At 45.3% G+C, this 24,588-nt stretch carries 25 protein-coding genes and 1 pseudogene; 20 read left to right on the top strand and 6 right to left on the bottom strand.

The window, feature by feature from the left end:
- Nucleotides 1-12 precede the first annotated feature (12 nt).
- The 8 genes and pseudogenes from CAG68_RS09990 (at nt 13) to CAG68_RS09955 (ending at nt 7,898) form a co-directional block, all read left to right on the top strand.
- On the top strand, nt 13-666 hold the full coding sequence (locus CAG68_RS09990; RefSeq protein WP_025787165.1) for a potassium channel family protein: 654 nt from the start codon (nt 13-15) through the stop codon (nt 664-666).
- A gap of 1 nt (nt 667) precedes the next feature.
- Nucleotides 668-2,031 (top strand): annotated as a pseudogene (locus CAG68_RS09985) (TrkH family potassium uptake protein).
- 476 nt (nt 2,032-2,507) lie between these two features.
- Nucleotides 2,508-2,846 carry a metalloregulator ArsR/SmtB family transcription factor gene (locus CAG68_RS09980; RefSeq protein ID WP_161441086.1) on the top strand — a complete coding sequence of 113 codons (339 nt, stop codon included), beginning with the start codon at nt 2,508-2,510 and terminating at the stop codon, nt 2,844-2,846.
- A gap of 45 nt (nt 2,847-2,891) precedes the next feature.
- The gene (gene arsB / locus CAG68_RS09975; RefSeq protein ID WP_161441085.1) at nt 2,892-3,956 is read left to right on the top strand and encodes an ACR3 family arsenite efflux transporter; all 1,065 of its coding nucleotides are present in this window, start codon (nt 2,892-2,894) and stop codon (nt 3,954-3,956) included.
- Nucleotides 3,949-4,515: a sigma-70 family RNA polymerase sigma factor gene (locus CAG68_RS09970; RefSeq protein ID WP_161441084.1), complete on the top strand. Its 567-nt coding sequence runs from the start codon at nt 3,949-3,951 to the stop codon at nt 4,513-4,515. Before arsB ends, CAG68_RS09970 begins: the two co-directional genes overlap by 8 nt.
- A gap of 80 nt (nt 4,516-4,595) precedes the next feature.
- Nucleotides 4,596-6,533, top strand: a complete 1,938-nt coding sequence (locus tag CAG68_RS09965; RefSeq protein WP_161441083.1) for a methyl-accepting chemotaxis protein — start codon at nt 4,596-4,598, stop codon at nt 6,531-6,533.
- Nucleotides 6,534-6,635: 102 nt separating this feature from the next.
- Complete coding sequence (locus tag CAG68_RS09960) at nt 6,636-7,652, top strand: permease (RefSeq protein WP_161441082.1); 1,017 nt, start codon at nt 6,636-6,638, stop codon at nt 7,650-7,652.
- A 9-nt stretch (nt 7,653-7,661) separates the two neighbouring features.
- Nucleotides 7,662-7,898 (top strand): thioredoxin family protein, encoded by a 237-nt coding sequence (locus tag CAG68_RS09955; RefSeq protein ID WP_161441081.1) that lies wholly within the window; start codon nt 7,662-7,664, stop codon nt 7,896-7,898.
- 117 nt (nt 7,899-8,015) lie between these two features.
- On the opposite strand, the gene phoU is transcribed toward CAG68_RS09955, so the two are convergent.
- From phoU to CAG68_RS09930, 5 genes are all read right to left on the bottom strand, one after another.
- On the bottom strand, nt 8,016-8,663 hold the full coding sequence (phoU, locus tag CAG68_RS09950) for a phosphate signaling complex protein PhoU (RefSeq protein ID WP_161441080.1): 648 nt from the start codon (nt 8,661-8,663) through the stop codon (nt 8,016-8,018).
- Between the two features lie 9 nt (nt 8,664-8,672).
- Complete coding sequence (gene pstB, locus CAG68_RS09945; RefSeq protein WP_161441079.1) at nt 8,673-9,533, bottom strand: phosphate ABC transporter ATP-binding protein PstB; 861 nt, start codon at nt 9,531-9,533, stop codon at nt 8,673-8,675.
- Between the two features lie 14 nt (nt 9,534-9,547).
- Nucleotides 9,548-10,468: a phosphate ABC transporter permease PstA gene (gene pstA, locus CAG68_RS09940; RefSeq protein WP_102969022.1), complete on the bottom strand. Its 921-nt coding sequence runs from the start codon at nt 10,466-10,468 to the stop codon at nt 9,548-9,550.
- Nucleotides 10,468-11,400 (bottom strand): phosphate ABC transporter permease subunit PstC, encoded by a 933-nt coding sequence (gene pstC, locus CAG68_RS09935; protein ID WP_202599909.1) that lies wholly within the window; start codon nt 11,398-11,400, stop codon nt 10,468-10,470. The genes pstA and pstC overlap by 1 nt, the downstream gene beginning before the upstream one ends.
- Before the next feature lie 70 nt (nt 11,401-11,470).
- Nucleotides 11,471-12,463: a PstS family phosphate ABC transporter substrate-binding protein gene (locus CAG68_RS09930; RefSeq protein WP_161441078.1), complete on the bottom strand. Its 993-nt coding sequence runs from the start codon at nt 12,461-12,463 to the stop codon at nt 11,471-11,473.
- A gap of 172 nt (nt 12,464-12,635) precedes the next feature.
- Between CAG68_RS09930 and CAG68_RS09925 the strand changes: the two genes are divergently transcribed.
- From CAG68_RS09925 to arsJ, 5 genes are all read left to right on the top strand, one after another.
- Complete coding sequence (locus CAG68_RS09925) at nt 12,636-13,007, top strand: hypothetical protein (RefSeq protein ID WP_161441077.1); 372 nt, start codon at nt 12,636-12,638, stop codon at nt 13,005-13,007.
- A 76-nt stretch (nt 13,008-13,083) separates the two neighbouring features.
- The gene (locus tag CAG68_RS09920) at nt 13,084-13,425 is read left to right on the top strand and encodes a metalloregulator ArsR/SmtB family transcription factor (RefSeq protein WP_071178641.1); all 342 of its coding nucleotides are present in this window, start codon (nt 13,084-13,086) and stop codon (nt 13,423-13,425) included.
- Nucleotides 13,426-13,438: 13 nt separating this feature from the next.
- Nucleotides 13,439-14,440 (top strand): ArsJ-associated glyceraldehyde-3-phosphate dehydrogenase, encoded by a 1,002-nt coding sequence (locus CAG68_RS09915; RefSeq protein WP_161441076.1) that lies wholly within the window; start codon nt 13,439-13,441, stop codon nt 14,438-14,440.
- Between the two features lie 12 nt (nt 14,441-14,452).
- Nucleotides 14,453-14,950 (top strand): phosphatase domain-containing putative toxin, encoded by a 498-nt coding sequence (locus CAG68_RS09910; RefSeq protein WP_161441075.1) that lies wholly within the window; start codon nt 14,453-14,455, stop codon nt 14,948-14,950.
- A gap of 50 nt (nt 14,951-15,000) precedes the next feature.
- Complete coding sequence (gene arsJ, locus CAG68_RS09905; RefSeq protein ID WP_161441074.1) at nt 15,001-16,227, top strand: organoarsenical effux MFS transporter ArsJ; 1,227 nt, start codon at nt 15,001-15,003, stop codon at nt 16,225-16,227.
- Nucleotides 16,228-16,361: 134 nt separating this feature from the next.
- Here the strand turns inward: arsJ and CAG68_RS09900 are convergent, their stop codons facing one another.
- Nucleotides 16,362-16,832: an arsenate reductase/protein-tyrosine-phosphatase family protein gene (locus CAG68_RS09900; protein ID WP_161441073.1), complete on the bottom strand. Its 471-nt coding sequence runs from the start codon at nt 16,830-16,832 to the stop codon at nt 16,362-16,364.
- Between the two features lie 343 nt (nt 16,833-17,175).
- Here CAG68_RS09900 and CAG68_RS22150 point away from each other — a divergent pair, with 343 nt between their 5' ends.
- The 7 genes from CAG68_RS22150 to CAG68_RS09865 all read left to right on the top strand — a co-directional run bounded on the left by CAG68_RS22150 (nt 17,176) and on the right by CAG68_RS09865 (nt 24,567).
- Entirely contained in the window at nt 17,176-17,736 is a 561-nt protein-coding gene (locus tag CAG68_RS22150) for a hypothetical protein (protein ID WP_074190821.1), read from the top strand.
- Nucleotides 17,737-17,747: 11 nt separating this feature from the next.
- On the top strand, nt 17,748-18,263 hold the full coding sequence (locus tag CAG68_RS09890; protein ID WP_161441072.1) for a hypothetical protein: 516 nt from the start codon (nt 17,748-17,750) through the stop codon (nt 18,261-18,263).
- Nucleotides 18,263-19,075 (top strand): hypothetical protein, encoded by an 813-nt coding sequence (locus CAG68_RS09885; RefSeq protein ID WP_074190819.1) that lies wholly within the window; start codon nt 18,263-18,265, stop codon nt 19,073-19,075. Before CAG68_RS09890 ends, CAG68_RS09885 begins: the two co-directional genes overlap by 1 nt.
- A gap of 128 nt (nt 19,076-19,203) precedes the next feature.
- Nucleotides 19,204-21,891, top strand: a complete 2,688-nt coding sequence (locus CAG68_RS09880; RefSeq protein ID WP_161441071.1) for a hypothetical protein — start codon at nt 19,204-19,206, stop codon at nt 21,889-21,891.
- Nucleotides 21,892-21,894: 3 nt separating this feature from the next.
- On the top strand, nt 21,895-22,242 hold the full coding sequence (locus CAG68_RS09875; protein ID WP_033905435.1) for a hypothetical protein: 348 nt from the start codon (nt 21,895-21,897) through the stop codon (nt 22,240-22,242).
- Nucleotides 22,239-23,636 carry a hypothetical protein gene (locus CAG68_RS09870; protein WP_161441070.1) on the top strand — a complete coding sequence of 466 codons (1,398 nt, stop codon included), beginning with the start codon at nt 22,239-22,241 and terminating at the stop codon, nt 23,634-23,636. Before CAG68_RS09875 ends, CAG68_RS09870 begins: the two co-directional genes overlap by 4 nt.
- A gap of 91 nt (nt 23,637-23,727) precedes the next feature.
- The gene (locus tag CAG68_RS09865; RefSeq protein WP_161441069.1) at nt 23,728-24,567 is read left to right on the top strand and encodes a hypothetical protein; all 840 of its coding nucleotides are present in this window, start codon (nt 23,728-23,730) and stop codon (nt 24,565-24,567) included.
- Nucleotides 24,568-24,588 lie beyond the last annotated feature (21 nt).

Here is a 24,588-nt window from a genome sequence, read left to right as displayed (position 1 = left end):
AAAGGTATTGTCATGGCACATTTTACTGTCATTGGACTTGGACGTTTTGGTATCGCGGCCAGTCTTGAACTGATCCATCTCGGACACACCGTGACGGGCGTTGACCGCGACCCCAAAATTGTTGAGAAATATGTCGAGGAGTTAACGCAAGCCATTATTTGTGACTCCACCGATGAGAATGCGCTGCGTGAATTAGATCTTGGCAACAGTGAAGCGGTATTGATCGCGATTGGGGAAGATATGCAGTCAAGTTTGCTTTGCACTTTGGCATTGAAAAATCTCGGTGTTAAAGAGATTTGGGTCAAGGCCAGTACCAAAGCACATCACACCATAGTGTCAAAACTTGGCGTTCAACGTATTATTCACCCTGAAGAGGAAATGGGCGTGCGTGTCGCTCAGGCACTAAACTACCCTATGGTGAATAACTACTTGTCCTTAGGTCATGGGTTGTATGTGGTTGAAATTCATATCAGAGCATCGTTACACGACACTCCGATTGGACAAATTCTTGGTGATGCCAAAGGCAGTGTGCAAACGGTTCTCATCAAACGTGAACAAGACGTGCTCAATCAGATTGGTCATGATTTTGTCTTGAAAGCGAATGATATCATTCTGTTGTGCGGCACTCGCGCTGAGCTAAAGTATCTCGCTCCAAGGTTGGTGTGACATGGTATTGTGGCACCCCTCTATCACGCCGATAGAACGTAAACCCAAGTCAGGAAAAAAATAGTTGGTGCGCCGCCCCTGATTTTAAGTGGCAGCTTTTTACTGCTCATCCTGCTGGGTACGGCATTACTCAAACTGCCTATCGCGGCTCATGAGCCTATCACTTGGATACAGAGTTTGTTTACGGCTACCTCAGCCGTAACGGTGACAGGACTAGTGGTGGTTGATACAGGCACTCAGTTCACTTTATTCGGGCAAGTTGTCATTGCTTTACTCATTCAGTGTGGTGGCCTCGGACTCATGACCTTTGCCATTGTGACCTTGATTGCTTTGGGAGGGAAAATTGGTTTTTTAGAGCGTACCGTCGCAAGAGAAGCATTTAATCAAACCGATTCCTCAACGCTTGTTGCGACCGCTAAATCCGTGCTGATGTTTGCTCTGACCGTCGAACTGGTTGGGATGACCATACTGACCTGGTATTGGAGCGATGAACTTGGCTGGGCAACCAGTCTATTTCACGGTTTTTTCTATACCATCAGTGCGTTTAATAATGCAGGGTTTGCCTTAAGTGCTGATAGCTTAATGCCTTATGTGGATGACCCCGTCGTTAACCTGACGATTACAGGACTATTTATCATTGGCGGGTTAGGCTTTTCGGTTTGGATGGATTTAAAGCGAAACCGTCGGTGGTCAAAGCTGACGGTTTATAGCCGCATGATGATAACGGGAACCGTGCTTATCAATGCCGTGGCAGTGATAGCCATCTACCTAATCGAGCGTGATAACCCCAACACCTTAGCGCCACTCAGCGAACTCGGTAAGTGGCTGGCTTCTTGGTTTCAGGCGGTAACCCCAAGAACCGCAGGCTTTAATACACTTGCGATTGACCAACTCGAAGATGCAACAACGGCAATTATTCTAGTGCTGATGTTCATTGGTGGTGGTTCGTTAAGTACCGCAAGTGGCATCAAAGTTGTCACCTTTATGGTACTGATTTTATCGACGTACGCTTACTTACGTCGTGATGAGCAAATCCATGTGTTTAAACGTGAAATCGCGAAAGATACGATCAGCAAAGCTCTTGCACTGACGATGATTTCGGTTGTAGTGACGTGGTTAGCCATCTTTGCATTACTCTTGACGGAAAATGCCCCGATGATAGATGTCGTGTTTGAAGCGGTTTCTGCATTAGGTACTGTGGGGTTATCTCGTGGCTTAACAGGTCAGCTTTCCGCATCGGGTGAACTCATTATCATCTTTATGATGTATATGGGGAGATTGGGACCATTAACCTTGGCGTACTTTTTAGCCAGCCCACGCCAGAAAAAACTACGTTTTGCGGAGACAAAATTAGCCATTGGATGAGTTTTCAAGGTTAACACAAGGAAGTGAATGCAGGTTTAACGAACTAATAGCTAAAGCAATGTCATCAACAATAATAAGCCTTATTTACGATGACTAGGGTATGACTATGTATTATTACTGGCGTATTTTAAGAAGGACGTTTTGGGTTAAATTCAATTGTTCAAGAGGACTGCACCATGATCCTGATGGTAACGCACGGTACTGTTCTTACTGTGGTAAAAAGATATCTCACATATCGGCTTAAGTCGTAAACGTAGGAACAATACAGTTTGATATAAATATTGGGAATTCAGCGTAACTCACTTTTGCCCCATTCCAATTTAGTCTCAATATTAAGACGCTAATTTCTCATAGTTATCGACTTACTTTTCCTAATCTAACTTATCTCTCAGAAGCACTGTTTAATTGAAAAATTGACACATATGGAAAATCAGATATATGATATTTCATATGTTTTATGGCGTTGAATAGTTTCTATGTTTGATCCAATCCTTCTTTACAAAGCACTTTCTGAAGAAACTCGGCTTAAGTCTCTGCTTTTAATGCAGAAGCAAGGAGAGTTGTGTGTTTGTGATCTCATGGAAGCGCTGAATCTCAGTCAACCCAAAGTCTCTCGGCATCTTGCCGAATTGCGAAAGCACGAGCTTGTTCTGGATGAGCGACGTGGTAAGTGGGTTTACTACCGTATCAACCCCGAACTAGCGCCTTGGGTTAAGCAAGTGCTGGAGATCACCCTCAAGCATAATTTGACATTTATCGAGTCAGAGTTGCAGTTCATCAACGGCAAATCATGTTCGAATGGTGTGAACGAATAATGCCCTATTCCGTTGGTTTATCAATTTTAAATGAAAGAGGTTTGTATGAGTAATGTCTCAAGCTGTGTCGAAACCAGCGCATCTGAAAAAATGAGTTTTCTTGATCGATACTTAACCGTATGGATTTTTCTTGCAATGGCAGTTGGTGTCGGGATTGGCGTGTTATTTCCTCAAGTCGCTCAGTGGAATGAAAGCCTATCTGTTGGTTCAACCAATATCCCACTTGCCATTGGCTTAATCTTAATGATGTACCCACCGTTGGCGAAAGTGAACTATAGCCTTTTAGGTGAGGTCACTCGTGATAAACGCGCGATAACGCTTTCTTTAGTGATGAACTGGTTCGTGGGACCGATTTTGATGTTCATCTTGGCTATCATTTTCTTGCGCGATCAACCTGGCTATATGGTGGGACTCATTCTGATCGGCCTTGCTCGATGCATCGCAATGGTGTTGGTTTGGAATGATATCAGCGGCGGAAACAAAGAGTACGGAGCAACCTTAGTCGCCTTAAATAGCGCGTTTCAGATTGTCACGTACAGTTTTATGGCATGGCTGTTTATCACTGTTTTGCCCCCTTACTTTGGTCTTGAAAGTTTCGTTGTTGACATCACTATCTGGGACATTGCACAAAGCGTCTTAATTTATTTAGGCATCCCTTTCTTAGCGGGGTTCCTAAGCCGTAAGCTATTGGTCGCAGCAAAAGGTGAACAGTGGTATAACGCAGTCTTCATCCCTCGTATTTCGCCAATCACCCTGATTGCGCTTTTGGCAACCATCGTTTTGATGTTTAGTCTGAAAGGTGAAATGATTATCGAGTTACCGATGGATGTATTGCGTATTGCAGTACCACTGATCATCTATTTTATGGTGATGTTTTTTGTGAGCTTTTACATCGGGAAGCGTATGGGTATTCCTTATGACCAAAATGCATCCATCGCCTTTACTTCATCTGGTAACAACTTCGAGCTGGCTATCGCGGTATCAATCGCTGTATTTGGGTTAAACTCTGATCAAGCGTTTGCTGGTGTGATTGGACCTTTGGTAGAAGTGCCTGTCTTAATCGCTTTGGTTAACGTCGCCTTGAAAATGAAGCGTAAATATTATGCCTAAGAGCCGTATTTCGAAACAAACTTCAGCAGTGCCATGTCTCATTGAGACATGGCATCTTTCCGAGTCCGAGCTTTACTACTGGCTGCTTAAACAAACGGGTGATCCTGAGCTGAGCTTTGATTTACTACAAGATACCTTCTTAAAAGCGTTACAGCAGAGGCAAGCGTTTTGCGATATTCAAAACCAAAGAGCATGGTTATATCGGGTAGCACGGAATATGCTCATTGATAAGCAACGTAGGGCGAATCAAGAACAAGTTCAGGAGCTGAGTGATGATGCGTCGATATGGGAAGAGCATGAACTCCCCGCTGTCGATAGCCTTGCGCAATGCCTACCTAAAGCTCTATTAAAACTGACGGAGTCTGAGAGCGAAATTATCAAACAGTGTGATCTACAAGGTCTTACTCAACAGCAGTTTGCCGAGCAAAATGGACTCACTTTAGTGGCAACCAAATCACGCATTCAACGTGCTCGACAAAAACTCAGAAATGTTTTGCAAGTACAATGTCATATACGTTTCGACGAACAGCAGCGAGTTTGTTGCTTCTTTCAAGACTAATTATCTAATTCAAGTTGTCATAAAACCCTAATAAAACAACATTAATATATATGTATTTTCATATATTAGGGATTTTTTGTATGAAGCGAATGATTTTCGCGATTGTCGTCTCTTGTCTGATGGGTTTAGTGGCTCTGGTTTGGCTAACACTATCTAACACCAGCAAGTTTTCAACCCATTTAGAACAGCAGTATCAAGATACGATAGATTTCTATCAACACACCTCAGCTTCTGGTGCATCACTTAGAAATTTCAGCCTACTCGTCTACCAATTGGCCGCAGCAGAAAATAGCGTTGACCAAGAGCACATCCAGAACTTAATCGATAAAGAGTGGTTAACGCTCCAATCAGGCATGAACACTTTATCTGCACAGAAATACGCTGATATACATGGTACGATTTTCATTGGTGATGAGTCATCAAAGTCAGAAGATCTGCAAGTAAAAGATCTGTTAGCTGAAATACAAACATCGTTAGATGGCGCACATAAAATCTACCAATTGATGCAAGAAGTCGTTTCGCGCAAATTGCCATTGCTCCAAGAGCTAGATTATCAATCGAATCAGCTCACTCAGCTTGCCCATACAGCTACCCAAAATGCGTCTATGAGTAACGACGTTACAGCCACGATGGTCAGTGCAATCGCCATCATGCTGTCTACGGATTCCAATTACCAACTGAAGAAAGCATACAAAAATGCGCTAAAAAGTTTTGATACTTTAAATGAGACCAAGCCAGGCGTATTCGATGCTATTAAAGCAGAAGCGCCTCTAGCAAAATTCTTCAATACGAAAAAAATGGTGCTAGAAACAAGCGTTGATCCTGCGGCATTTTCACTCAATTACCAACAGGCGATAGAGAATTTCACTCAATTAGAGACTTTTATTGATAATTTATTGACCGAGCAAAAAGCGTCTTTAGTACAAGATTTACGTCAACTAGACACATTTGTCTTGGTAGGCGCGGCCTGTATTTTATTAGTCGTTTCAGTATCAGGTTATACGTTTGGTCGAAAGATAACTCATCAGATAGACTATGTTGTCGAACGTATGACCGATATCGCTTCTGGAGACGGAGACTTGACCGTATCACTTCCAGTTAAAGGGGCAAAAGAGATTGCTCAGCTTTCCGCTTCATTTAATCTGATCATCGAAAAACTCCGCTTGAGTTTTTCCGAGCTGGCACAGCGTATCAACAGCACAGAGTCACTCAGTCAGCAAAGCGCACTCGCGAGCAAGCAAACTTGTGAGAAAATGAGTTTATTGCTGACTGAACTCGAAGAGTTCTATAGCAATATTAACCATATGCGCCAAGCCTCATCTAATGTTGCTCAGCAGTGTTTACTCGGACAAGAGCATACTGAAAACACGAGCAAATCCGTTATACGAGGACAACGCTCATCGGAGTCTGCTGTGAGTGAGTTAACTGAACTCTCACGCTCTTTCATTTTGCTAACAGAACTAACGCATAAATTTGTGTCAGACAGTCAGAAAATAGGCAGTATACTCGATGTTATCGAAGAAGTATCAGAGCAGACTAACCTGTTGTCACTCAATGCCGCGATAGAAGCTGCCAGAGCAGGCGAACAAGGTAGAGGATTTGCCGTCGTGGCGAATGAAGTCCGCACCTTAGCTGCCCGAACAAAAACCGCGACCATTGAAATTGAAAGTGTGGTTAAGTCAATTGCGTCAGCCGCAAACGATATAACCTCAGCAATCAATGCCGCAAAAACAAATGCGGATACATGCACAAATAGCGTTCAGGAATCATCTGCTCAATTAGATAGTATTACTCATGTGATTGGTCATATGGTTGAGATAAATCAACACATTTCAATCGCCACGTCTCAACAAGAACAGTCAGCAAACGCAATGACCGATATGATTAATAACATTCGCTCATTTGCCGACATGGCAACACAACAAGCGGTGACGAATGAAAACATCGCTAGCTCGTTATCCGATGAAGTCGATAACGCGATTGTTATCCTCGGTCAGTTTAAAACTCACGCTGGCTAACACTTCTCTATCGATCAAAAAATATAAACTATTCTGCATCCTTTTAGCTTCATTTTCGTCTTAGTGATATCAAAGACAAATTATGAGGCTGAAGGAAACAAAATGTTTGAAGTCTTTACCCATCTTGCTGATTGGATGACCTACCAGCTATTTGCTATGCAGCAAGGTACTAAGCTGGCAGATGCTATTCACTTTTTTATAGAAGACACTAGTAAAATCATGGCGTTGCTGGTCGTCATGATTTATGTCATTGCTTTGTTCCGAGCTTCTTTAAATGTTGAAAAAGTACGCCACTATCTTGCAGGTAAACGGCGTCTTTTTGGCTATGTGACGGGGAGTGTTTTCGGTGCAATCACCCCATTTTGCTCATGTTCAAGTATTCCCGTTTTTCTTGGCTTTACCTCCGCAGGTATCCCACTTGGGATCACCATGGCATTTTTGATTACCTCGCCATTGATCAATGAAATCGCAGTATTGCTTCTGTTTAGCTTACTGGGATGGAAGTTCACCATCATGTACGTCCTGATTGGAATGCTTATCGGGATGTTGAGTGGCTGGTTGCTGGATCTGATAGGAGCAGAGCGTTGGTTACAGCCATTTGCAGCAAAAGCCATGCAGAAAGCCCAAGCCCAAGCCCAAGCCCAACAGCATACTCAGGGAAATCTGAACGTTAGTAACGAAGAGTCTGCAATCACGCTTTTGTATCGACATCAGTTCGCCAAACAAGAAATGGTTGAAATCATCGGTCGGGTTTGGAAATGGGTGTTTATTGGCGTGGGTATAGGTGCAGGCTTACATGGTTTTGTACCTGATGGCTGGATAGAAGCCCACTTAGGCGCAGGTCAGTGGTGGTCGGTTCCAGCTTCAGTCTTAATTGGTATCCCTTTGTATTCCAATGCCACGGGGGTGATTCCTATCATGGAGAGTTTACTGAGAAATGGTCTTCCCATTGGTACTACATTAGCGTTTTGTATGAGCACTGTCTCTGCAAGTGTCCCTGAATTTGTCATGCTAAAACAAGTGATGCAATGGCGCTTACTGGGACTTCTTTTTAGTCTACTGCTGACAGCATTTACTGTTATGGGGTGGATATTTAACTTACCGTTCTGGCAATTTTAGGAGATAAACATGAAAGCATTTAAAGTACTAGGGTCAGGTTGTGCCAACTGCGTTAATACCGCGAAACTGATTGAGAAAGTTGCGGCAGAGCAAGGCGTTGATGTTTCGGTTGAAAAAGTAACCGACCTTGAAACGATCATGAATTATGGCGTGATGTCTACACCAGGCGTTGTCATGGATGAAGAAGTGGTTCACGCAGGTGGGATTCCAAGCTCCGAGAGCGTGATTAATTGGTTATCTCGTTAACACAATATGAATGATAAAAGCCTTCCGTAAGGAAGGCTTTAGAAACAGGCGATAGATAATTGGTATGTAGCTACTGATAGAACCTTTAAACTTTCGTGACTCACATAAAGTGCGCTTTTAAGCCCCATTCACCATAAACTGTACATCCGTAGCAATGTCACTGATGTGATCGCCAGCTCGCTCTAGCCCTTTCGCAATAAACAACAGTTCAACCAGTTGTTCAGATGATGTGGCTTGTTGGTTAAAGCTCTGAATGAGCAGTGTGTATACATCTCGATAATAGGCATCAAGCGTATCATCGCCTTCCCAGACAACATTCGCCTGAGTGGCATTTTTAGTATTGTATGCCTCAATGACGCTACGCAGCATTGTCACCAAGTGTAAATGCATCTGGTGAAATATCTCATTGAGTTCATCAGGGATGACTTGTTTGAACTGACTCGACTTTACCGCCATCGATTTTGCATAATCACCGACACGCTCTAACCTGGGTGCGATGCGCATTGATGAGAGAATAAAGCGCAGGTCATCGGCTACGGCATGTTGACGTGCTAATACTCTGGCTCCATGTTGCTCGATGTTACTCAAGCACTGGTTAGCGATACGGTCTTGAGCAACAATGTTATCGGCTAGCTCAGTATTAGGTTTATCAAAGACATCAATCGCTTGCTCGAACTCTTTTAACACAATGTTGGCGAGTTCATTGAGTTCGGTTTTTATCTGTTCTAAGTCACGATCAAATTTCTTTAGAGTATGATTTTCCATTTTATCTTCCTAACCAAAACGGCCTGTGATGTAGTCGCGAGTCTTCTCTTTTGCTGGTGACGTAAACAAGGTATCTGTTGGCGCAAATTCGACCATTTCGCCCATATGCATGTAAGCGGTATAGTGAGAGATACGCGCTGCTTGTTGCATGTTGTGCGTTACCATGACTACCGTAGTCTCTTTGTGCAAGTCGCTCAGTAGGTCTTCAATCTTGGCTGTTGCAATCGGGTCTAATGCCGATGTCGGCTCATCCAGTAGCAACAAATCTGGCTTTGGCGCTAATGCTCGCGCGATACAAAGGCGTTGTTGTTGCCCTCCAGATAACCCATAGGCAGAGGTGTGAAGTCTGTCTTTGACTTCATCCCAAATCGCTGCGCCTCTTAGCGACTCTTCTGCACGAGCATCAAGCTCGGCTTTGCTACTGACACCGCGAATACGCAGCCCTGCCACCACATTTTCATAAATGCTTTTCGGAAAAGGGTTCGGCTTTTGAAACACCATACCGACTGTCAAACGGACTAGACCAGGATCCATATCGATCAGATTATGAGCACCAGGATGCAACAGGATTTCTCCCTCATAGCGATTGCCTGGATAGAGGTCGTGCATTCGGTTAAAGCTGCGCAGCAGCGTACTCTTACCGCAGCCAGAAGGACCAATCAAAGCGGTGATCTTCTTATCCGCAATCGGTAAATTGACATTGTGCAAAGCATGAACCTTACCGCCGTACCAGAAATTGAGGTTTTTGACTTCCGCACGAAGCGTCTCTTTCACTGAGGAAGCAGCCGATATCGTTGAGCTGCGTTTCACACTATCTTGCTCGGTTGCCGCTGATTGGCTAGAGAAAGTTGAAATGGTTTGTGTCGTCATTGTTTGGTTCTCTCTTACTTCAGGTTACGACGCAGTCGGTATCGGATATAAATGGCAATACCATTCATCAATATTGTCATCGCCATGAGCACAACACCTGTCGCAGCAGCGTTAATGTGGAACTCCGCTTGGGGGCGGGACACCCAGTTAAATAGCTGGATTGGCATCAAAGTGAACGGGCTGGACAACCACTCAAAATTGATAAATGGGAACTCACTTTGGAAAGGTGAACTGGGCAAAAAGGCAATAAAGGTTAGCGCACCAATGGTAATAACAGGTGCAGCTTCACCAATAGCACGAGCCAATCCAACTATCGTGCCAGTTAAAATACCAGGTCTTGCAGCGGGTAATATGTACATGCGCACAGTTTGCCATTGGTCAGCTCCCAGACCATAAGCGGCTTCACGTAGCTCCTGAGGAATGCTGCGAATCGATTCTCGTGTCGATACGATGATGACAGGAAGGATCAGTAGCGCGAGGACTAACCCCGCCGTAATGATGCTTTCCCCTAAACCAAAACCATAAATAAACAAGCCCAAAGCAAGTAAGCCATAGATAATGGAAGGAACACCTGCTAGGTTGCTGACGTTGATTTCAATGATATTCGTCAGCCAGTTCTTTGGTGCATACTCTTCGAGGTACAACCCTGCGGCGACACCAAAGGGGATGGCGATACAAGCCGTCACCAACATAACAAGACTAGTGCCAACCCATGCAGATAAAATACCCGCACGCTCTGGGTGTCGAGAAGGAAAGTTGGTATAAAAATCAGCGTCAAAAAGACGAGGAAATCCAGAATAAATCAGCTCGGCAAAAACACTGACCAGCAGTGACATCGCAATAAGCAGGATAATGATCCCAATCGTTGCGACGGTGAGATCGGCTTGTTTATTTTTACGGACGATCTGTTCGAGAGTTAAAGTGGTGTTTTGCATTAGTAAACCTCTCTGAATCGACGGCGTAGGTAGAAACCGAGGATGTTAAAAATCAGAGTGATGATGAAAAGTACTAAGCCTGCGGCAAAGACGGACTGATAGGCAATCGTGCCATGGGGTAAATCTCCCATTGCCATCTGTACGATGAATGATGTGATGGTGGCGGCTCCTTCAGTAGGATCAAAACCAAATCGTGGGTTTTGCCCCGCAGCAATCGCGACGACCATGGTTTCACCAACCGCACGTGACATACCTAGAATACAAGCGGCAGTAATGCCAGATAAGGCAGCAGGGATCACGATATGCGTCGCAACGCGAAAGCGAGAATAGCCCAGCGCATAGCCAGCTTCTCTTAAGTGCATAGGCACAGAACGCATGGCATCTTCACTCACGGAGGCCGTATACGGCAGGATCATAATCCCCATCACAATACCTGGTGCTAACAAGTTAAAACCAGAGAGACTTGGAATGAAAGTTTGCAGCAGTGGCGTAACAAAAAGTAGCGCGAAGAAGCCATAGACGACCGTTGGCACTCCTTCCAAAAGCTCCAGGAAAGGTTTAACCACTTCTCGTACTCGGTTGCTGGCGTATTCACTCAGATAGATGGCAAGGCCAATCCCCGCAGGAATGGCAACCCCAAGAGCGATACCTGCCACTGTGAGTGTTGCTGAAACCAACGTCATCACACCAAAATGTGCATTGGCAAACATTGGTGTCCACTGGGTATCAGTGAGAAAATCGAGAATCGATACGTGCTGGAAAAAGGGTAATGATTCTGAAACCAGCACATACACAATACCCACAGTGACAAAAATGGAAGCCAGAGCTGCTGCCATAAGAAGGTAACGACTCACCACATTCCAAAATGCACGTCGCTTTAAAAAGGCTTCAGAGACCAAAAGGCTTGAAGAGCTGGATTGAGTTGTATTCATATTCATTGCCTACGTAAAGAGAACAAGGAGGGCAGCAAAGCTTCCCTCCATGAATCAATACAATGATGACTTACTTAGGAGTTCGAGCTAACAGCTCTTCAATACCGACACCGACTTCGGCTCCATGAAAAACAGAACCAGTGCGACGCTGCTTAAAGTTTTCTTGCGCTAACTTGTAGGCTTTGTCAGGCAGTGGTACATAGCCAACTTCTTTTACCAGCTCAGGAGCATGTGAAGTATCCATATAGAAGTTTACGAAGCGCTCAACGTGCGATTTTTCATCGGCTGATTTTTTGTTCACGTAAATGAAAATTGGACGAGAGAGTGGTTGGTAGGTTGCATTCTTGGCATTTTCAACACTTGGCTCTACAGGTTGACTGCCTTTCCAACTTATTGGTGCGGCTTTTAGTTTGTCTTTGTTTTCTTCATAGTAAGCCAAACCGAAGAAACCCAGTGCATCAACGTCATTAGAGACCCCTTGTACGATGATGTTGTCGTCTTCGCTGGCGGTGAAATCGCCACGGCTAGACTTACCTTCAACAATCGCTTCAAGGAAGTAATCATAAGTACCAGAGTCAGTACCAGGACCAAAAAGTTTAAGCGGTCGATCAGGGAAAGCTGGGTTCATTTGCTTCCATGTCATAACCTTACCTTGAGCCGCTGGTTCCCAAGCCTTTTTCAGATCTTCGACGTTCAGGTGTTTAACCCAATCATTTTTCGGGTTGATAACCACAGTCAGCGCATCAAGTGCTGCTGGTAGTTCGATAAACTCAATGCCGTTTTCAGCACACAGCTTGCGCTCAGAATCCTTAATTGGTCGAGAGGCATTCGAAATGTCCGTTTCACCGCGACAGAACTTTTTAAAACCACCGCCAGTACCAGAAATACCAACGGTGACCATGGTTTTACCTTTCTCTGCAATCTGAAACTCTTCAGCCATCGCCTCAGTAATAGGGAAAACTGTACTAGAGCCATCAATTTTAACCAGATCACGAGCGAATGCGCCTTGACTAGCTGCGAGTAACGTCGCGCCAACTAAGGCTGCTGACAAAGTATGTTTCATGACTTATCTCCATGTTTTGCGTCATTGATAACTTCGATGGTTACGTTACTACTCATTTGTTACACTTTTGTGTCTGTTTATTTAAATATGCACGTATCCATATGTACGAACCTAAAAATATGCTGTATGTTTTTACGACGGTGGAATCTTACTTATTGATGAGAATGCCAGGATGGATAAGAGAACTGTACATTTCATTAGCTACCCAACCTCCGATCTAGCCTGTATTGCTGCTCAGCTTCTTTTTAGTCGCTCTAGTGACCGATATCACATCAGTTATGAAAGGCTGCCCAACGAAGAAGACTGCGGCGATACGCTGGATTGCTTCGGATATTTTGGTTATCTCTTTTTAGATGCCTCGGATGAAATAGAGCCAGGCTATGACTATGTCATTGACATCAACTACGCGATGCATCGAGTTGGACGGCGTAGAGAGGCATATCAAAAAAACCTTTATTGGGAAGTGACTTGTAATCAAAACGCAATAGAAGAACTACAGAATCACATCAGCTATTTCTCTTCTCGTTGCGACGTCATCCTGTAATCTCCCTGCGTTTTTTTGTTGACAGACGATACACATCAAATAATATATACGCATATACAGATAAATAGGATTTGGCATGTTACCTCACCAGTTTTTTAAATTACTTTCAGATGAAACGCGGGTTCGTTGCTTGTTAATGATTGCCCGTGAAGAAAAGGTCTGTGTCGGGGAGTTGACAGAAGCCCTTAATGAAAGCCAACCCAAGATTTCTCGCCACCTTGCATTGCTCCGTTCGAGTGGTGTGGTGGTTGATACCCGTCAGGGGCAGTGGGTTTTCTACCGTTTATCGGATCAGCTTCCTGGTTGGATGAGAAAACAGATCCAAGGGTTAGTTGACTCTAACTGCCTGAAAGCAGAATACCAGCAAGATATTCAACGCTTATCCGAGATGAAATCTCGTCCAGAATGTTGTGTTTAAAGGAAAAATTAAGATGTCTATCAAAGTAGGAATTAATGGATTCGGTCGTATTGGACGTTTAGCGCTGAGAGCGTCGTTTGATTGGCCTGAAATCGAGTTCGTTCAGATTAACGATGTGGCAGGTGATGCGGCAACCTTAGCTCACCTGCTTGAGTTTGACTCAGTGCAAGGTCGCTGGCACCACGAAGTGGCGAGTGAAGGTAACTCAATTGTCATCAATGGAAAAACCATCGCCACCTCGCAAGAAAAAGCTATCGATGCAGTAGATTGGTCTGGTTGTGATGTGGTGATCGAGGCAACGGGTAAACACCGTAAATCCGAGTTCCTGAATCAGTATTTAGCTCAAGGTGTTAAACGCGTGGTGGTTTCCGCTCCAGTCAAAGAAGAAGGTGTTGCTAACATTGTTGTTGGTGTTAACGACCACATTTTTGACCCAGAGAAACACCAGATTGTGACTGCTGCATCTTGTACTACTAACTGTATTGCACCTGTGGTTAAAGTGATCCATGAAAAACTCGGTATTGAGCAATCATCGTTTACGACAATCCACGATTTAACAAACACCCAAACTATTCTCGATGCTCCGCATAAAGACCTTCGCCGTGCGCGTGCTTGTGGTATGAGTTTGATCCCAACAACTACAGGTTCTGCGAAAGCGATTATCGAAATTTTCCCTGAACTTAAAGGAAAAATTGATGGTCATGCAGTGCGCGTGCCGTTAGCTAACGCCTCTTTAACCGACATTATTTTTGATGTTAAGCGTGACACTACGGCTGAAGAGGTTAACGACTTACTTAAAGAAGCGTCGCAGAATGAACTGAAAGGCATACTTGGTTTCGAAGAACGCCCTCTTGTCTCTATTGATTACAAAGGTGACCAACGTTCAACGATTGTCGATGCGCTTTCGACTATGGTGGTTGGCAAGCGTATGGTTAAAATCTATGCGTGGTATGACAACGAAATGGGTTACGCAACACGTACCGCAGAACTTGTTCGTAAAGTCGGCCTAGCATAAGGAAGCAAACAAATGACACATCCTACGTGGGAACTGCCTGTTGAAGACAATAACGCAGCGTTAGTACTAACTCCTTGTCCTGGCACTAAAGAAGCGTCGCTGATTGACAGTATTGATCAACTCAAGTCTCAAGGTGTCACCGTCGTCGTCACAGCACTGAGCACTCATGAGATGCAAGAAAAAGGTGTTGGTGACTTGCCAGACCTTGTTGAACAAGCAGGCTTGCAATGGTTCCATACACCAATAGAAGATGACTGCGCACCAAACGAAGCGTTCCAAGCTCGTTGGAAGCACTTATCACCATCTTTGCATAAAGCCCTCGCGAATGGCGAAAAGATAGCGATGCATTGTATGGGGGGATCGGGACGTACTGGTTTGCTTGCTGCCCACCTATTGCTAGAGAAAGGTTGGGAGTTGCAAGAAATCATCACCCATGTCCAGTCGTTACGACCTGGCGCGTTTACCAAAGATGTACAAGTTGAGTACATCCACCAATTTGCTAATCAGTAAAAGCCTTAAAGAGCTGCCTAAGGCGGCTCTTTTTTTTAAAGAGAGTAAATATGTTGTCGAAGCTCAACCAAAATGTCCGCCAGTACATGTTGGTCACATTTAACTATTGGAACTTCACCGTTACCGATGGCGCACTACGTATGTTGGTGGTGCTCTATTTTTATGACTTGGGGTATTCAACCTTAGAGATCGCCTCCCTGTTTCTTTTTTATGAATTCTTTGGCGTCGTCACTAACCTTATCGGTGGCTGGCTAGGTGCTCGTCTTGGTTTGAACCGAACGATGAATATTGGCTTGGGAATGCAAATCATCGCTCTTTCAATGCTGGCCGTTCCTGCAAGTTGGCTCTCAATTCCATGGGTCATGGCTGCACAAGCCTTGTCAGGTATTGCCAAAGATCTAAACAAGATGAGCGCGAAAAGCTCCATCAAAACCTTGGTGCCAGAGAATGCACAAGGAGCATTGTATAAGTGGATTGCCATACTTACAGGCTCTAAAAACGCGCTAAAAGGTGCAGGATTTTTCTTAGGTGGTGCGTTGTTATCGATGATTGGCTTCCAATATGCGGTAGCTGCGATGGCGGGTGTTCTTTTACTGGTCTTTATCGGCAGTGTGATTAGCCTTAAATCCGATCTTGGCAAAGCGAAAAATAAACCTAAGTTCTCTGAAATTTTTTCCAAATCTAGCAGCGTAAACATTCTATCCGCTGCTCGTATGTTCCTGTTTGGTGCGCGTGATGTCTGGTTTGTGATTGCACTGCCTATTTATCTGGGATCTGTGTTTGGATGGGATCATAGCGCCGTAGGTGGATTCTTGGCTATTTGGGTTATCGGTTACGGTATCATTCAAGGGATTGCACCAAAGATCACAGGCAGTAAATCAGGTCATACTCCAGATGGTAAAGCCGCGATAGTGTGGGCGTTGGTATTGTCTGTAGTGACTGGCGTAATTGCTTACAGTGTGCAGCAGCAATGGCACCCAGAAGTGGTTATTGTCGTTGGACTGATGATTTTTGGTGCTGTGTTTGCGGTTAATTCTTCTCTGCACTCGTACTTAATCGTCAGCTATGCCAAGGGAGATGGTGTCTCTCTGGATGTCGGTTTCTACTACATGGCAAACGCAATGGGACGCTTGATAGGGACGGTTTTATCTGGATGGGTGTTCCAAATGTGGGGGTTCTCAGCCTGTCTATGGGTATCCTTTGCCTTCTTGGCACTAACCACCATCATTTCGTTTTGGTTGCCAACAGGTGAAAATCAAAAACTGGCTCAGCAATAAGTAAAATTCAGCAGGTTTATTTACCAATGCCAGCAATCGTAGCTGGCATTATTTTTTAACATCAAGTCATCGAATAAGCGAGAGTTGTAAAAAGCTTTAATGAAGTAGTATCAGTTCGTTACGTATACACTTATCTACATTGATTTCAGATCAAGCACATGCTGTTTTATTTCTTCAGAATCGAGATTTTGAAAATCGATGTTTGCAAGAGCTTCAATTCTTCGTTTTAGAGAGAAGTATACTTTATCGCACTGCTTGTTAAATTCGGAGACTGAAGCTTCATCATTAGGCAATGGCTCAAGATCCCAAGCAACACGAATACCAGCAGATAACCAGTTTGGGCAAGTTTCATTGTGCATTGTGTCACACACAGTAACTATTAGATCTGGATGGAAGCTCAGCCTTTCTTCCCATGACGTACTGTGAAACTCAGAGGCATCAAAGCCATGCATTTCAAGGTATTGTGCAATACGAGGATTGATCTGACCCTTAGGATGGCTACCGCCACTTGCGATTTGGAAATTTTCAGGCAGGTATTTTTTTGCAATTGCTTCAGCCAAAATGCTTCTGCTTGCATTATGTTTGCACACAAATAATATTTTCATCAATTGCCCTGTAAATGTTTAGGATTACTAAATTCGACATTTATCATGCTTTCATTACAGTTTGTTGACGATTGAAAATAGGTATGAGCTAACTCATGGAAATAAGCTGAGAAAGCGAGTCGTCTGCACTATCAATATTGCACAATAAATTTTGCCATACTTTAGGTAATCTATGGTTTACTAAATTAGTAAACCATATAAAACATTTCTGTCCAAAAGTGAGTTTCGGTCTTTTTTGTCCATCGACAATAACAAAGTTTAAATCGCTTACCCTATTGGTTTGAGTTAATATTCACCAAGCCTATCCCCTATCTCAAAATGCGCCGCCACTACCGGAGCGGCCATGACACCGATTGAACTACTCGAAGACGTGAAAGCGAGATTCCCTATCTTGCTCCACGACGACGAAAAGGCGCTGTTAAGCCTATTGCGTAAAGCGCTGGCCAAGTACCAAGAGATTGCCGGATTTACCACTAAAACTCGCATCCAACAAAGCGACTTAGCCGATAACAATCAGTTTGAATTACCGTCCGACTTTGCTGCAAGGCTGGTGGTCAAAGATGACCGTGGCCGTTATGTGCGTAGCGAAGTTTGGGGCAACGTTCTTGAACTGAAATTAACGGGCGCAGAAACATTCCCACTGACATTGATGTACATGCAAAACGTACTCAATGAGCCGTTTGATTCGTTCCAGCTTCCAACGCCGTGCATTAGCTTACTTGGCGACTATCTGGAATTGCTGATCACTATCCCGAACGCAGAGCGTCAACGCCGTATTGCCATCGCTGGCAAGTTGGATGTGACCGATATTGCTGCCGAACCTGACCTAGCCGCACGTAAAGCCGAGATTGAAAACTCAATGCGCGCGAACCGTGCCATTGTTCCACCAGTATCGTTGCTCTAAGCGAGGCCGCCATGAATCCATACATGCAGCTCGCCAAACGCGCGACCAATAACTTTATGAATAAACCGTGGCTACAAGGCTGGCAATGGGCGGTAGAAATCGACTCGCCGGACGCGCCAACGGACTTTGATATTTACGTAAAGGATATTGATTTTGGTGCTGGCTCTATCGATGCAGATTCATTCCAAGTCGGTTCGGGCTCGATTGCGCTGCCTACATACAGCAGTGTTGGCGAAATCACGCTAACGGTTCGTGATGACCAAAACCTGACTGTTTCTAAATGGTTTGAAAGCCGAATAAAGAAAGTCAGAAACCAAGACGGCACACTCAACATCCCCAAAGAGTACGTGTTCAAAATCAACATATTCACGCTCAATGAGGACGGTAAAAAGTCACTCTATAAGAGCTATCGAGTCTTTCCTACCAAGATTGGCAACGTGATGTTTTCACGCGAAAACGGCAACCAGATCCAGTCATTCCCGCTCATTCTCCAAAAATTTATGTCTGTAGGTAACAAGGTACTGTAATGCACATTCCATCATTTCCACTACCAAGTAACATTTCAGAAGTGATTGAGTTTCGAGTCCCAACCGTGGAAGACGCTCTATTGTTCTGCGACCTCAACGAGTACCAAGAGGAAGCCAACACAACTCGCTATCTGAACCACATGCAAGACACCAGCAAGCGCCCTATGAGTGATAGCGGCCTATGGACTGGTGAAGATCGCCGCGCAGCATTGTGGTGGATTTTTATGTCCACCAGCGAGCTAGGCACTATTCCCTTTAGCTATGAGTGCGAGCACTGCAAAGAAACTCACTATCTCGACCTCAATATGGGCGAGCTAATGGAATCGGCCAAAGCGCTCAATGGATTGCCAAAACAAGAGATCACCTTAAGCGTGAAAGGCAAGTCATACCTAGCGAACGTGAAACCACTAACCGGTTACGAAGCGGAGCAACTTGAGAACATTCGCAATGAGCGCGACCAGTACGAACCGGACAGCGCTGAATGGAAGCAGCAAGCGAATCACATGGCGCTCACTGAGCTGGCCTACTGCCTAACGTTCGAAGATCAACCCAAAGACCAAGACGATGCCCTAGTGTGGAAAATCGACCTATTGAAATCGATGTACCTCAATACGGAATTTCGTGTGGCCTTTGCCAAGGTTGAAAAGTGTCTACGCAATGCGCGTCACGGATTGCTCACCAAGTACGACGAGGGGCGTTACTACCTAGTCGCCACCATTCCGCAGTGCCAGAAAGTTATCGAGCAAGGAGGTGAAGCAACTCGAACGTTGCTCTTACCCTTTCGGAATAACGACTTCATTACAACGTTTTGATTACGTTGGTTGGAACGTACTGATTGAGAACTTAACGATCTACGGTGGCCAGCCTATCGATGCGGTATTCAAAACACCTCAAACGATGGCCATAAGCCTAGATAAAGCGCTCCAAGACAAGGTGAAAAATGGACAGAAACCAACAAGAGGTTGATCTTTCACTGGTTGTTGATGCAGTGAAGCGAGCCAGTGACAAAGAGCTGACCGTGCTATCTGAGATTAGTCGCAAACTCGATGGCAAGACTCTACCAACGAGCCAACAAAAGGCCGTCCTTGCAGTGGATACAAAGGGCATCGAAAAGGCGGTAACTAAGGGCGTTTCCAATGCCTCTCTTAACGTCTCTACTATTCCGCGCATTAATCCACAAAAAGGATTAAAACAACAATCAAGCGGCACACCTAAACCAAGTGCAACCAAGACCAAGCGTACAGGTGAAATTGAGTTGTCATTTGCGCCTAGTCAGCCAGCAGAAACACAAGCCAAGCCGGACGCCAAAGCGATCGAGCAAAGCAGCTCTGTAAGTGGCGTAAAGTCGATTGCTGACACGCTGAAAAGCGAGGACGCGCGCGAGTCAGAAAAACAAGCGCCCGTTGTCGTGAATGTAGAAGCGCCAGAATTCAATTCTGAACGTTTGGATACCTCAATCCTTGATGATGTGCCAGAGAAGTTAGAAAAGGCTGTCTCTGACGCATTGGCAGAGTTTGAGGGCTATTGGGAAGACGCTAACGGCAAGCTTCGACGCTCCGATGGTCGCTATGCGAGTAAGCAAGAGCAATCGGCTTACAAGAACGCACAGCAAACCGCATTAGAGCGCCAAATTGAAAAGCAAACCGACACGGAAAAGGAAAGCCAGAACGTTTTTGCCAAGGTGGCCACCAGCCTTAAGCAACTGGCCATCAATAACGTGAAAGAGTTCCTACAGGAAGAAAACGACGCGACCGATGCGGCTGGCGCTGCGGCTGGTGGTTCGTTCTTCTACTCCGCTAAAGAGCTTTATCACTTAGGGCAAGACGCTAAAGAAGCATTGGATGATGTGACCGAAAAAGCCACCTCAACCAAGAACAAGCTAAAAGAATCGAAACTAGGCCGACTCTTTACCCGAGGCAAGCAAGCGCCAGAGGCAGACAGTCAGGCCGTCACAGCCATAGAGACAGTTAGCCATGAACAATTATCAGCGACAAAAGATTCGTTCGAGACAAGCCATTCAACGCAAATTACGTCTAGTGATCGACCTAACCGTGATGGTGCTAGGGGTAACGTGCCTGTCAATCTTGTTGGGAGTGATTCTAGCCGGATAAGCACAGCTAGTGAGATCAAAAGCACCAAAGAACAGAGCTACCGAGCAAACATGCTTGAAGTGCTCCATGAATCGAGTGCTGATCGTGAACGCCAATTCGATGATGTACTAGATAAGCTCGATGATCTGATTTCGGCAACCAAAGCAGCGGCGAACGATGGTCAAGGCGGTCTATTAGACCTAGCTGGCGATATGTTTGAACGCCGCCGTGCTGGTGGACGTGCTGGCCGTAAAGCGGGTGGCAAACGTGGCCGTATCAAATCGGTAATGTCAGGCATTGGCAGCAAAGCCTCAAACGTGGCCAACAAGGGCGTATCGATGGCGGGTGCCGCCTTTAAAGGTATGTCTAAAATCGGCTCTGTTGCTGGCAAGGCAATTCCTTTCCTTTCTCCGGCTTTAATGGCCTACGAAGCGTTTAGCGGATTTACAGACCAAGACAAGCAGAAAGAGACGTTCAACCTCAAAGATGGCCAAGAGGCGACAACTGGCCAGAAAAGCTCAATGGCATTGGCGAACGTGCTCGATTTGGGTGGCCTAGTCAGTGGCGGTGCTGGTTTGCTTGGTTCGGCGCTTGGGGCGTTCGGTTTTGATGGCGCTAAGGAAGCATTAACCTTTGATTCTGGCGATATGGCCAAAGGCATTTACAAGCTATTTGGCGGTGAGGTTGAGGACGACAAAGAGGCTAAGGATTCTAAGGCTGAGAAAGCTCAACCGGAGAAAGAAGAACACCTTAAGAGCGCCGAAGCCTACCACACAGCTAAAGTGTCCGGCGACGAGAAAACCATGCGCGAACTTGATGCGAAAAACTCAACTCAAGTGACCTCTCAAGAGGTATCGCAAAAGGCCAGCGAGCAAGACATTAGCTACAAAGAAGCTTACTTAGCTGTAAAAAGAGAAAAACGCATTAGCCAGGACAAACGTGTGCAAGTGGCTAATGAAACGGGCATGGATATGTCCGGTATGGTCGAACATCCCGAGCTTGGCCAAGTTTACTCGCCAGATAAGAAAGCCGAACAAGTGGCCGCTGTCGATGCGGAGATCAAACGCCGTAAAGAAGCCGAGGCCGTAGCTGCACTAACCAAGGCTGCAAACAACACGCAAACCAACAGCGTGACCACTGCCAGCCATGAATCATCCATCAATACCGAGCTAAGTAACCAGAAAACGGATGCTCAATCCGTGGTGAAAGTGGATACCGAAAACACCTCGAATAAGACGGTTGCGACTCAATCATCCATCCAACGCAATGAGCGAGTTAGCGAGCTGCAAGCACAGGCAGCAATGAAAGACCTCAAAGAGAGCGGTAAGCCTCAAACCGTGGAACTTAGCAAGCATTCACTAGATGCCATTGGGCGCGCGGTTAGCGGCAGTGATAACAACAAACCAACCACTATCTTTGCAGCGCCTAACGGCAGCTCAAGCAAAGACAAGCCAGCCTCATCCACTAAGGCTAGTGGCTCTATTCCTCTCAACTTTGATGACCGTTCGTTACAGCGTCAAAGCGCTGATATGGAGTGATAGATGAGCCAAGAAATTGATTACTTACTACGGGTCGATATTGACGGTGTAAAAGTAGCCGATGAGAAACACGCGATCGTTGCGCGCGTCTCTGAATGGCTCGATACACCTCAAGGCCAAGTTTGGGGCGCTCCAAAATGGGGCAACAGATTAGGGGCATACAAGCATGAACCAATAAACGAAACCACAGCAGCAGCTATCGAAAACTCAATCCTATTAACCCTCCCAATTGACGTGAAAGACGCGGTGGTTCAAGGCATTGCCGTAGAGCCAAGCGTGAACGGTATCGATGCCTACAAATTGACGATCGTTGTGAACGGTCAAACGTTGGAGAGAGGTATTACGTTTTGAGTAAGTTAGAAGAAGTCAAAAAGACCTTTAACGAGTCGATCGCTGGTTCAAGCTGGTGGTCACGTCATATTGGTTCGCAGTTCGTTGACTACCTTTGCTTATTTGTGGCCAAGATTGTTGAACGTATGGCAGCAATCAGTAGCCGTGCATTGCAAGAATCTTATTTGACGCTAGCCACTAAACGCACCTCCATTTTGGCGGGTGCTGAAACTGAGGGCTATGTAGGTCGAAAAGCAGCACCATCGAAAGGCCGTGCGCTAGTGACCAATACCGGAACAAAGCGCGTAACCTTGCCGAAATACAGCCAATGCGTTGCCGACAATCAATTGCGCTATACGCTAATGGAAGCCATTGATTTGATGCCGCAAGAAAGCGCCGCAGTAGAGGTGCAACAGTTCGAAGTGTCCAAAATGACCTACACGGTCGATGAGGGACAGAACTGGTTGGCCGTGGCGTTCCCTCAGGAGCTGACTAAGCGTATTCATAACATCATCGTGCGCGTGAACGGCGAGCAATGGACGCACGTTTTTAAGTTTCGCAATACGGACGGCAAATCCAAAGCCTACATGGAATATTATAAGCCAACCGACCAGCTAGGCGTTCGCTTTGGTAACAATAATAACGGTCGCGCGCCAGCGACAGGTGATGTAATTGAGTTTGAGCTATGGCTGACTAATGGTGTAACTACCCTACTCGATACGCAGCCTTTAGAGCTTATCGATATAGGGATTCAAAGCGCCTATAAAGACCAGCTCTCAATCAAAACGTCCACCAGCATTATCGGCGGTGCTGAGCCAGAAGACATTGAATCGATCCGAAACAACGCCCTTTACTCGCCAATCTATGACGAGCAGATTGCGTGGGACTCGGATTACATGACCTTTGTTAAGCGTAATGTTTCGGGTGTTACTTGGTTGTCCATTTGGGGCGAAGCAGATCAGGAAAAACTCACTGGAAAACCTGACGTTCGTAACATCAATACCATTTTCATTTGCGCGTATTCTGCCGATAAGCCCGACGAGATTTTGTATAAGGAAATACAAGAACTATTCGCTGGCCGTGAGGGCTACAACGAACGCTATGAAATGGTGGAACGTAAAGACGAGCCTTTCACTGTAGCGATTACTGGCAAGCTTTATCCAAGCTCAAATCCAGAATGGGCGACAAAGGTACTAGCCGATGCGTTAAATGAGAAATTTGGCAAACAGACAAGTCGCAATGACCGCATTACCAAAAACCAAATTTGGGACGCCATCCAAGAGCTCAACGTAACTTTGGGTATTAAAGAGTTTGAGGTTGATGTTGTTGGGATTCTTGACCGCATCCCTATTGATACTTACCACTATTTAGACGTGAGTGCGTCAACCATTCAACTTAACTTCGATTACTCATAGAAGTTTTCGCATGCGAGAACTTTTTCGCACGGAGCATGAAAAACACGGATGTTTTCGCATGCGAAAACTTTCACACCAATAAGGAAAAAACATGGCATTTGGAGACTTTGGAAAATGGCTATCTGGCCAGCTAACCAAGGCGCGTCAAAAGGAAACCGCTTGGGTAGATTTAGCAAGCGCGATCGCAGAGTCAATTGAAGCGCACGTAGAGTCATACATTGAAAAGCTTAAAGCGCGTTCTTCACTGTACGAAATGGACAAAGAATCGCTGCTAGAAGACATTAAAGAGCTGCGAAAAATCTTCCCACTAGGCGAAGTGGCCGATGAGGACTTGCCACACGTTGTGATGCAGCGTAAGGACGAAATACACTTTAAAAAGACCATTTACCCACTTATCTCAACGCTCGCGCGTGAATTTAAAGGGCTACGTGTTAAGTGGGAACGAATCTACGCGCCAGTAGATCAAGACCGATTCCCATACGGCATGTTCTTAGTTCCCGAGTCAGAGTTAGAGCTGCAAAACGGATTAAACCCGAGCGACTTTTTCCTGACCAGTCGCGGCGCTATTCGCATCCCTTTGAACGACATTGCAGGTGAGGATGGTATTACCGAGGAAGCCATTCGAGCATTCGAAGCAAAGATTAAGCGAGTGGTGCATCCTCTTATCCCATTACGTATTGTTTTAGATGGCCAATTGTATTCTATTGAATTTGAAGTCATGGATATGGTGGAAATACCTAACTATTCTGACCATGTTACGGTTGGAAAACAGACCACGACCGATATAGAATCAACACCGAGCTATAAACAGGATTTTGTTCAGACTGGAACGACGACACAGGAAGAACGCCCTGTTAGCCCTATGTATGGTACACCTAGAATGGATGCGATCCCCTTAGATGCGATCTCCATTGATAGACGGTACTATTAACCCTATTCCTATTCCCCGTCC

The organism is Vibrio sp. V42_P2S4T144, from assembly GCF_009904715.1.
Lineage (GTDB): Bacteria > Pseudomonadota > Gammaproteobacteria > Enterobacterales > Vibrionaceae > Vibrio > Vibrio alginolyticus.
Note: the sequence above shows the minus strand (reverse complement) of the source record. Positions and strands in the feature narration are given on the sequence as shown.

Bases quoted from the DNA above. Each gene is read 5' to 3' on its own strand.
- CAG68_RS09990 (WP_025787165.1), top strand. From the start codon at position 13: ATGGCACATTTTACTGTCATTGGACTTGGACGTTTTGGTATCGCGGCC.
- CAG68_RS09980 (WP_161441086.1), top strand. From the start codon at position 2,508: ATGTTTGATCCAATCCTTCTTTACAAAGCACTTTCTGAAGAAACTCGG.
- arsB (WP_161441085.1), top strand. From the start codon at position 2,892: ATGAGTAATGTCTCAAGCTGTGTCGAAACCAGCGCATCTGAAAAAATG.
- CAG68_RS09970 (WP_161441084.1), top strand. From the start codon at position 3,949: ATGCCTAAGAGCCGTATTTCGAAACAAACTTCAGCAGTGCCATGTCTC.
- CAG68_RS09965 (WP_161441083.1), top strand. From the start codon at position 4,596: ATGAAGCGAATGATTTTCGCGATTGTCGTCTCTTGTCTGATGGGTTTA.
- CAG68_RS09960 (WP_161441082.1), top strand. From the start codon at position 6,636: ATGTTTGAAGTCTTTACCCATCTTGCTGATTGGATGACCTACCAGCTA.
- CAG68_RS09955 (WP_161441081.1), top strand. From the start codon at position 7,662: ATGAAAGCATTTAAAGTACTAGGGTCAGGTTGTGCCAACTGCGTTAAT.
- phoU (WP_161441080.1), bottom strand. From the start codon at position 8,663: ATGGAAAATCATACTCTAAAGAAATTTGATCGTGACTTAGAACAGATA.
- pstB (WP_161441079.1), bottom strand. From the start codon at position 9,533: ATGACGACACAAACCATTTCAACTTTCTCTAGCCAATCAGCGGCAACC.
- pstA (WP_102969022.1), bottom strand. From the start codon at position 10,468: ATGCAAAACACCACTTTAACTCTCGAACAGATCGTCCGTAAAAATAAA.
- pstC (WP_202599909.1), bottom strand. From the start codon at position 11,400: ATGAATACAACTCAATCCAGCTCTTCAAGCCTTTTGGTCTCTGAAGCC.
- CAG68_RS09930 (WP_161441078.1), bottom strand. From the start codon at position 12,463: ATGAAACATACTTTGTCAGCAGCCTTAGTTGGCGCGACGTTACTCGCA.
- CAG68_RS09925 (WP_161441077.1), top strand. From the start codon at position 12,636: ATGGATAAGAGAACTGTACATTTCATTAGCTACCCAACCTCCGATCTA.
- CAG68_RS09920 (WP_071178641.1), top strand. From the start codon at position 13,084: ATGTTACCTCACCAGTTTTTTAAATTACTTTCAGATGAAACGCGGGTT.
- CAG68_RS09915 (WP_161441076.1), top strand. From the start codon at position 13,439: ATGTCTATCAAAGTAGGAATTAATGGATTCGGTCGTATTGGACGTTTA.
- CAG68_RS09910 (WP_161441075.1), top strand. From the start codon at position 14,453: ATGACACATCCTACGTGGGAACTGCCTGTTGAAGACAATAACGCAGCG.
- arsJ (WP_161441074.1), top strand. From the start codon at position 15,001: ATGTTGTCGAAGCTCAACCAAAATGTCCGCCAGTACATGTTGGTCACA.
- CAG68_RS09900 (WP_161441073.1), bottom strand. From the start codon at position 16,832: ATGAAAATATTATTTGTGTGCAAACATAATGCAAGCAGAAGCATTTTG.
- CAG68_RS22150 (WP_074190821.1), top strand. From the start codon at position 17,176: ATGACACCGATTGAACTACTCGAAGACGTGAAAGCGAGATTCCCTATC.
- CAG68_RS09890 (WP_161441072.1), top strand. From the start codon at position 17,748: ATGAATCCATACATGCAGCTCGCCAAACGCGCGACCAATAACTTTATG.
- CAG68_RS09885 (WP_074190819.1), top strand. From the start codon at position 18,263: ATGCACATTCCATCATTTCCACTACCAAGTAACATTTCAGAAGTGATT.
- CAG68_RS09880 (WP_161441071.1), top strand. From the start codon at position 19,204: ATGGACAGAAACCAACAAGAGGTTGATCTTTCACTGGTTGTTGATGCA.
- CAG68_RS09875 (WP_033905435.1), top strand. From the start codon at position 21,895: ATGAGCCAAGAAATTGATTACTTACTACGGGTCGATATTGACGGTGTA.
- CAG68_RS09865 (WP_161441069.1), top strand. From the start codon at position 23,728: ATGGCATTTGGAGACTTTGGAAAATGGCTATCTGGCCAGCTAACCAAG.